Consider the following 7,379-nt stretch of genomic DNA (forward strand, 5'->3'; position numbering starts at 1 on the left):
CCGCCGGCACGGACCCCCCCCGGGGCCGCCGAACCGTCCGAGGGCGCGGACGCGGAGGTGGACGCCGTCGACGCGCCGACCCCTCCGCCGGGTGCGGCGACGGGTGAACTCCCCGCCGCCCCGGACCAGCCGGACGCAGCGGGGGAAGCACCCTCCTCGCTGATCCCCGTGTCCGGCGACGCGACGTCGTCCACGGATGACGCGGCGGACGCGGCGGCTCCGCGCTCCGCGGACCAGCCATCGGCCGGTACCCCGGCGGCAGCCGGTCCTCCAACCGCCCCCGCCGCGCCGGTGACCGGTGCGGGCACTCCGGTCCAGTACCCTCCCATCCCGGGAGTGCCACCCGCAGCGGGAGCCCCCGTCACCACGGCCGGTTCGTCGTCGGAGAGCCCGACGACGGGTCCGGGCGCGGCCGCGCAGCTCTCCGCCGTGCCGCGGGACACCCGGGAGCGGACGGCGGGTCCCGATACCGCGACGCGGGCCCTCGCCGGGGAGCCCGGGACCGCGGTGGCACGCACCGACGCCGTCGCGGTCCCCGCCCAGCAGGCCCCCGTGTCCTCCGCCCCGCAGGCCGCGGCTCCCACCCCGGTGGCAGCGGCTCATCCGGTGCGTCCACCCGCACCGCTGCCCCAGCAGCTCGGGGCGCGGGCCTTCGCGCTGGTGCAGTCGGTGGCGGCCACGGACGGCAGGGCGAGCACCATCACCGTGGCCGTCGCACCCGACGACCTCGGTCCGGTCACCATCCGCGCCACCCTGTCCGCCGAGGGCACCCGGCTCGAGTTCTTCTCCGCCACCGACGGCGGGAGGGAGGCCCTGCGCCAGGCGCTGCCGGAGCTGCGGCGCGAGGCGGCGTCGTCGGGCCTGTCCGCAGCACTGGACCTGGGCGCGGGGACACCCGAGGACCACGGCCGGGAACGGTTCCGTGACGAGCACCGGCCCGTCCCGCTCCATCCCGAGGACCCCGTGGCCCCCGGCCCGTCGGCTCCCTGGGCGGGCCGGAGCACCACCGGCTCCTCCACCCTCGACCTGCTCGCCTGACACCCGCCCCCGGAAGGATCCACCATGCCCGCACCCCCCATCCCCGCCGCGACCTTCGCCCCGGTGGAGACCGCCCCCGCCGCCGGGACGCCGAAGCAGACCATGGACTCCGAGGTGTTCATGTCGCTGCTCGTCAGCCAGCTGCGCAACCAGGACCCCAGCGCCCCCATGGACACCAACGAGATGATCTCCCAGACCACGGAGCTGGCCATGATGGAGAAGATCACCACCATGACCGGTATGAGCGAGGAGAACTTCTACCTCCAGATGCGGTCCTCGGCCGCCGCGCTCCTCGGCAACGAGGTCTCCTACACGGGCACCGACGGCGTCGACGCCCGCGGCATCGCCACCGCCGTCTCCTACAGCGGCCCCGTCCCCACCGTCACCATCGGCGGCAGGAGCGTGCCCCTGGACCTCGTCTCCGGGGTGGGTGCCACCTCCTCCCCGGCCCCGCCCGCCACCGCCTGACCGCACCGCGCTCCACCGACCCGACCCCTCCGCACCGAAAGGCACCACCATGCTTCGCTCGCTCTACTCCGGCATCTCGGGGCTCCGCTCCCACCAGACCATGCTCGACGTGACCGGCAACAACATCGCCAACGTCAACACCACCGGCTTCAAGGCCTCGGCCACCCAGTTCCAGGACACCCTGTCCCAGCTGACCCGCGGTGGTGGCGCCCCGCAGGAGGCCCTCGGTGGCACCAACCCCGCCCAGGTGGGCCTCGGCGTGCAGGTGGCCGGCGTGATCACCAACTTCTCGCAGGGTTCCACGCAGGCCACGGGCCGCTCCACGGACATGATGATCTCCGGGGACGGCTTCTTCATCACGCAGCTGGGCGGCGAGACCCTCTACACGCGGGCGGGTGCGTTCAGCGCCGACGCCGAGGGACGCCTGGTCACCCCGGACGGTGCCAGGGTGCAGGGCTGGCCCGCGGTCAACGGCGTGGTGCAGCAGGGCGCCACCGTGACCGATCTGCAGATGCCCCGCGGAGCGGTGTCACCCGGTCAGGCGACGACGACGGCGCGCGTCACCGGCAACCTGCCCTCCGACGCCGCCGTGGGCACGGCGATCGCACAGCCGAGGGTCGTGTACGGGGCGGACGGCGCCGCCCGCGACCTCACCCTGACCTTCACGCGAACCGCAGGCGGCTGGAACGTCGCGGGGGATGACGGTAACGGTGCCACCGGCGCGGCGACACTGCCCGCCGGTCAGGCCCCGGCGGGCTCGGCCGTCGTGGTGGGCGGCATCACCGTGGACCTCTCCGGCGTGACCGGCTTCGCCGACCTGCGCACGGTGTCCATCACGGAGGGCAACGGGCGTGCCGCCGGTGCCCTCGAATCCTTCAACGTGGGCCCGGACGGTACGCTCATCGGCGCGTTCAGCAACGGCACCCAGCAGCCCCTGGGCCGCGTGGCGCTCGCCGCCTTCGTGAACCCGGCCGGGCTGGAGAAGGCCGGCGGGGCCGCCTACCGGACGTCGGCGAACTCCGGCCAGGCGGTGATCGGCCCGGCGAACGAGAACGGTCTCGGTTCCCTCAGCTCGGGTGCGCTGGAGATGTCCAACGTGGACCTCTCGCAGGAGTTCACGAACCTGATCGTGGCGCAGCGCGGTTTCCAGGCGAACGCCCGCATCATCACCACCTCGGACGAGGTGCTGCAGGAGCTCACCAACCTGAAGCGCTGATCCACCCCGCACCCCGCGCAGCTCCGGGGACGTGGGCGGCGGGCTGCCTCCGGCCCGCCGCCCACGTGTCCGGTCCTCTTCCGGGGCCCGCGCGGACGGGCGGCCCGCCGTCGACGCCGGGTGCCCGGGCACACCCCGGGGCTTACGGCGGCGCGTTCGGTGCCGACAGTGTCAGGAAGAGGCCCCGCCGGGGCGTCCCGACCCCAGGATGTCCGATGATCGTGGTGACCAGGCTCAACGACAGCCAGTTCGCGGTGAACCCAGACCTGATCGAACGTATCCACGAGACCCCGGACACCACGCTGGTGATGGTGGACGGCGCCAAGTACATCGTCACGGAACCGCTCACGGAGGTGATCGACCTGATCGCCGCCCACCGCGCCCGCATCATCTCCCTGGCCCGGCACCTGCCCGCCGAGCAGGCCGGCGGCCTCGCTCCGCACCGCTCGCTGGGACTGGTGCGGGAGCCCGGGGCGGACGAGCCCGCCGGTACCCCGCACCACTCAGACGGCGGAGGAACTCCCGTCCAGCTCCGACCAAGGAACGCGTAATGGATCCCGCAACAATCGCCGGCATACTCCTCGCCTTCGGGGCGCTGTACGCGATGATCACCCTCGAGGGTGCCCACGTCTCGTCCCTGCTCCTGCCGGCCCCCATGATCCTCGTGTTCTTCGCCACCATCGCGATCGGCATCGCGGGCGGCACCCTGAAGGACTTCATGGTGGCCGTCAAGGCCGTGCCACCGGCGCTCCTGGGCAAGAGCACGCCCCCCCAGGACACCATCGACAGCGTGGTGGTCCTCGCGGAGAAGGCCCGGAGCGAGGGGCTGCTGGCCCTGGAGGAGGAAGCGGGCACCGTGAAGGACCCGTTCCTCAAGGGGGCCCTGCAGAACATCGCGGACGGTACCGACGGCGAGGAGCTGCGGATCCTGCTCGAGGACGAGATCGACTCCGCCTCGGCCACCCACCGCACCGCGTCCAAGTTCTTCGCGAGCCTCGGCGGCTACGCGCCCACCGTGGGCATCATCGGCACGGTGGTGTCCCTGACGCACGTCCTCGAGAACCTCTCGCAGCCCGACGAGCTCGGCCACATGATCGCCGCGGCGTTCGTGGCCACGCTGTGGGGACTACTCTCGGCGAACTTCCTGTGGCTCCCGATCGGTACCCGCATCAAGCGGCTGGGCGACATGGAGACGGCCCGCATGACCCTGCTCATGGAGGGTGTGCTGGCCGTCCAGGCCGGCAGTCAGCCCCGCCTGCTCGCCGAGCGGCTGAGGGCCATGGTGCCGCAGCACGCCCAGGGCAAGGGCGCCAAGGGTGCCAAGGGTGCCTCGAAGGGCTCCATCGGGTCCGGGGACGGGGTCGGCGCAGAGGGCCGGGCCGCGGCGTGAGCAGACGCGGGCACCGCAAGCGCGGCGGGGAGGACCACGGCGACGACCACCCGGACGAACGCTGGATGGCCTCCTACATGGACATGGTCACCGTGCTGATGTGCATGTTCATCGTGCTCTACGCGATGTCCTCCGTGGACCAGCAGAAGTTCGAGCAGCTGCGCGCCTCCCTGGCCACCGGGTTCGGCGTGGTGGAGGCGGGCAGCGTGGACACCGCGGAGGGTACAGTGGTGCGTCCCGAGGACGTCAACGCCCAGGGTGAGTCCTTCACCGGGGGGGCCGCCATCGCGGACATCACCCCGGACGACCCCGAGATGGAGGAGGTGGGCGCCGCCGCCGACGCCGTCCCCACGCCCGAACCGACCCCCTCGCCCTCCCCGTCCACCGAGGGCGACGCCGGCGAACCGGTCTCGGACCGCGAGCGCGCCGCGGCCGAGGTGGAGAACCTCCGCGCCCTGCAGTCGAGGATCGACGCCGCGCTCGGCGAGAAGGATCTCGACAAGGCCGTGTCCTACGTGATCGACGAACGCGGGCTCACCATCCGTCTGGTCAGCTCCGAGACCTTCTTCCTGCCGGACAGCGCGCAGCTCACCGGGCAGACGCTGCAGATCCTCGCGAGCGTGGGCCCCACCCTCGCCCCGCTGCCCAACGAGGTGGGGGTGGAGGGGCACACCGCCCGCCTGCCGGACTCGGTCCCGCGGCCGCTGGACTGGGAGTTGTCCACCGAACGCGCCGTCAACGTGGTGCGCAACCTGATCGCGCCCGGTGGTGTGCAGGCGCCACGCCTGTCGGCGATCGGGTACGGCGAGTCCCGTCCGATCGCCCCCGGGACCGGTGCGGCCGATCTCGAGCTCAACCGCCGGGTGGACATCGTGGTGCACTCCGAGGAGCCCGAGGACGTCCGGGAGCTGATCCCGGACCTCACTGCGGGCACCTGAATCCCTAACACCGTGCGGTGGACGTCCGATAGTCCGCTGCGTGACGGTCCAGGAACAACTCTCTTTCGGCGTGCCCTCGGCCGCCATCAAACCGGTGGAGGTCTACGACTTCCGCCGCCCCACCACGCTGGCCCGCGAGCACTCCCGTGTGCTCGAGCTGGCCTTCGAGACCCTCGGGCGCCAGTGGGGGACGCAGCTCACCGCCAAGGTGCGGGTGATCTCCCAGGTGACCAGCGAGCACGTGTCCATGCAGACCTACGACGAGTACGCGGCGTCCCTGCCTCCCACCACTGCGATGGTGCTGTGCACGGTCTCGGACTACTCGAGCAAGGCGATCATCCAGTTCCCCGCGTCCGCGGGGCTGTTCTGGGTGGACTCCATGCTGGGCGGCCACGGCGTCCTCACGGCGTACGAGCGGAAGTTCACGCAGATCGAGCAGGCGCTGATCCGGCGCCTGATGGACGACGCCCTCGAGGGGGTGCACTACTCCCTGGGCAACGTGCTGACCCAGCAGCTCAGCATCGACTCCATCCAGTACAACGCGCAGTTCGCCCAGGCAGCGGCCACCAGTGAGCTGATGATCGTGGGCCACTTCGTGATCCGGGTCGGTGAGCGCTCCAGCGCGGCCACCATCGCCATCCCCGCCCAGCTCCTCCTGCCGCAGCTCGGTGACACGAACCCGATGACCAGCGGGCAGGACGCCCGCGCCCGGATGGAGAGCCAGGTGGTGCACGTCCCCGTGGAGGTCGCCGTGCAGCTCGCGCCCGTGCCCGTGCTGCCGGCGGAGATCCTGGATCTCGCCGTGGGGGACGTCCTGAAGGTCCCCCACTCCCAGCACCGGCCCTTCGACCTCACCATCGACGGGAAGCGGTTCGGGGAGGCCGCCCTGGGCCAGAACGGCTCCCGCCTTGCCTGCGTAGTAGTGACCACCGAGGAGAACCCTGCACCATGAGCACCATCACCGCTTCACAGCACCAGGCAGCCGCAGCCCTCGCCGCACGGTTGCCGCTCCCCGGACCGCTCACCGCCGAGGCGTGCGCCGCCTCCGAGGTCCCGGCGGACAACGCGGCCACCGCCGTGGTCGCCTCCTTCGTGGGGGCGGTGTCCGCCGATCTCGCCGTGGTGCTCCTGGACCTGAAGCCGCTGCTCGCCGCCGCCGGCACGCCGTCGTCCCTGGTCTCCCCCGCGGACGTCATGGCCGCGGCCCTGGGGGCTGCGGCGGAGTCCCTCGGCGACGGCGTGCTCGGTGCACCCTCCGTGCAGGACGCCCTGCAGCTCTTCAGCGACACCGAGACCTCCGTCTTCCGCCTCAGCGGCCCCTCCGGGATCACCGGCTGGTTCGCCGTGCGCCTGCGCGGGGTGCAGTCCGGGACCTCGCTGCGGCGTTCCCCCGCCTTCGGCAGCGCCGCGAACCTCGGCAGGATCAGCAACGTCGAGATGGCCATGACCGTGGAGATCGGCCGCACCCGCATGTCCGTCCGGGACGTCCTGGACCTCGAGCCCGGCGCGGTGATCGAACTCGACCGCTCCGCCGGGGCGCCCGCCGACGTCCTGCTCAACGGCCGCCTCGTGGCCCACGGGGAGGTCGTGGTGGTGGACCAGGACTACGCCGTGCGCATCACGCAGATCCTCGACGTACCCGACGGCAGTCTCTGATGGACGTCGTGGTGCTCGCGCTGAGGGTGGTGATCTCCCTCGGGGTGGTGCTCGCGCTGCTGTTCGTGCTGCACCGCAGGCTGTCCAGGATGAGCGGCACCCGCGCCGGTTCCGCGATCGTGTCCGTGGTGGCACGGCAGGGCATCGGGGCGAAGGCCTCGGTGGTGGTGCTCGACGCCGAGGGCACCCGTTTCTACCTCGGCGTCACCGAGCAGTCGGTGTCCGTGCTCCACTCGGCGGCCGCGCCGCGGGCGCTGCAGGTGGTGACCTCACCCGAGGGCGCTCCCGCGCAGCTGCCGCGGCAGGCCGCCATGGAGGCCGGTACCGCGGGCGCCCCCGCCGGTACCGGTACCGGTACCGGCGTCTCGTCACCCCGGACCGTACCGGCGACCGTCGACGGCGCGGGCGACGCCGGTTTCGCCGCGTCCCTCCGCCTCGCCACCTCCGCGCTCCCCGCAGCCGCCGCGGCGGTCCCCGCTCCACACGGGAGCTCGCCCCCGCAACCCGGCACGCGCCGCGCGGCCCGGGCAGCCCGTGCGGCGCCGCCCGCCGCCACACCGCTGCAGGGCTCCATCCTCTCGCCCGCCACCTGGAGGCAGACGGCGTCGTTCCTCCGCCAGGGACGGGCAGGGTGACCGCGGCACCCCCGCGTGCCCTGCATCCCGCCCTCACC

Annotated in this window: 9 protein-coding genes; all 9 read left to right on the forward strand. The window is 72.7% G+C overall.

Translation table 11 applies throughout. The features are described from left to right. The coding region (locus AC792_RS00640; RefSeq protein ID WP_200903336.1) for a flagellar hook-length control protein FliK at positions 1-1,038 on the forward strand (1,038 nt) is incomplete at its 5' end. A 24-nt stretch (positions 1,039-1,062) separates the two neighbouring features. Further along, positions 1,063-1,506: a flagellar hook assembly protein FlgD gene (locus tag AC792_RS00645; RefSeq protein ID WP_049828673.1), complete on the forward strand. Its 444-nt coding sequence runs from the start codon at positions 1,063-1,065 to the stop codon at positions 1,504-1,506. 49 nt (positions 1,507-1,555) lie between these two features. Next, the gene (locus tag AC792_RS00650; protein WP_049828674.1) at positions 1,556-2,722 is read left to right on the forward strand and encodes a flagellar hook protein FlgE; all 1,167 of its coding nucleotides are present in this window, start codon (positions 1,556-1,558) and stop codon (positions 2,720-2,722) included. A gap of 215 nt (positions 2,723-2,937) precedes the next feature. After that, complete coding sequence (locus AC792_RS15915; RefSeq protein ID WP_082177223.1) at positions 2,938-3,273, forward strand: flagellar FlbD family protein; 336 nt, start codon at positions 2,938-2,940, stop codon at positions 3,271-3,273. Beyond that, on the forward strand, positions 3,273-4,112 hold the full coding sequence (locus tag AC792_RS00660) for a motility protein A (RefSeq protein ID WP_049828675.1): 840 nt from the start codon (positions 3,273-3,275) through the stop codon (positions 4,110-4,112). Before AC792_RS15915 ends, AC792_RS00660 begins: the two co-directional genes overlap by 1 nt. Further along, the gene (locus AC792_RS00665; RefSeq protein WP_049828676.1) at positions 4,109-5,050 is read left to right on the forward strand and encodes an OmpA/MotB family protein; all 942 of its coding nucleotides are present in this window, start codon (positions 4,109-4,111) and stop codon (positions 5,048-5,050) included. The genes AC792_RS00660 and AC792_RS00665 overlap by 4 nt, the downstream gene beginning before the upstream one ends. A gap of 40 nt (positions 5,051-5,090) precedes the next feature. Continuing rightward, the gene (locus tag AC792_RS00670; protein ID WP_235436284.1) at positions 5,091-6,002 is read left to right on the forward strand and encodes a flagellar motor switch protein FliM; all 912 of its coding nucleotides are present in this window, start codon (positions 5,091-5,093) and stop codon (positions 6,000-6,002) included. Beyond that, the gene (gene fliN, locus AC792_RS00675; protein WP_049828678.1) at positions 5,999-6,706 is read left to right on the forward strand and encodes a flagellar motor switch protein FliN; all 708 of its coding nucleotides are present in this window, start codon (positions 5,999-6,001) and stop codon (positions 6,704-6,706) included. The genes AC792_RS00670 and fliN overlap by 4 nt, the downstream gene beginning before the upstream one ends. Then, the gene (locus AC792_RS00680) at positions 6,706-7,341 is read left to right on the forward strand and encodes a FliO/MopB family protein (RefSeq protein ID WP_049828679.1); all 636 of its coding nucleotides are present in this window, start codon (positions 6,706-6,708) and stop codon (positions 7,339-7,341) included. Before fliN ends, AC792_RS00680 begins: the two co-directional genes overlap by 1 nt. Positions 7,342-7,379 lie beyond the last annotated feature (38 nt).

Origin of the sequence: Arthrobacter sp. RIT-PI-e (genome assembly GCF_001187915.1) — a bacterium.
Lineage (GTDB): Bacteria > Actinomycetota > Actinomycetes > Actinomycetales > Micrococcaceae > Arthrobacter_D.